The organism is Duganella violaceipulchra, from assembly GCF_019166075.1.
Classification (GTDB): domain Bacteria; phylum Pseudomonadota; class Gammaproteobacteria; order Burkholderiales; family Burkholderiaceae_D; genus Rugamonas; species Rugamonas violaceipulchra.
In genome coordinates, this window is record NZ_JAHTGR010000228.1 from 1 (window position 1) to 255 (window position 255).

The 255-nt window shown below is 60.0% G+C and carries 1 pseudogene; it reads right to left on the minus strand.

Annotated features, from left to right (window positions below):
• Nucleotides 1-255: pseudogene (locus KVP70_RS33820) on the minus strand (glucose-1-phosphate cytidylyltransferase); the annotation flags it as partial.

Consider the following 255-nt stretch of genomic DNA (forward strand, 5'->3'; position numbering starts at 1 on the left):
GGGTGTCGGCGCCGGTGTCGACCAGCGTGACCTTCCACGGTTCGGCGTGGCGCTCGTGCACTTCCATGCTGTTCTTCTGCAGGTCGAAGGTGACGTCCGAGGTGTGCAGGAAGTAGTTGGCGAAGAATTCCTTGATGACGTAGCCGCGGTAGCCGCAGCAGATGACGAAGTCATTGATGCCGTGGGCGGAGTAGCTCTTCAGGATGTGCCACAGGATAGGCTTGCCGCCGACTTCGACCATCGGCTTCGGTTTGA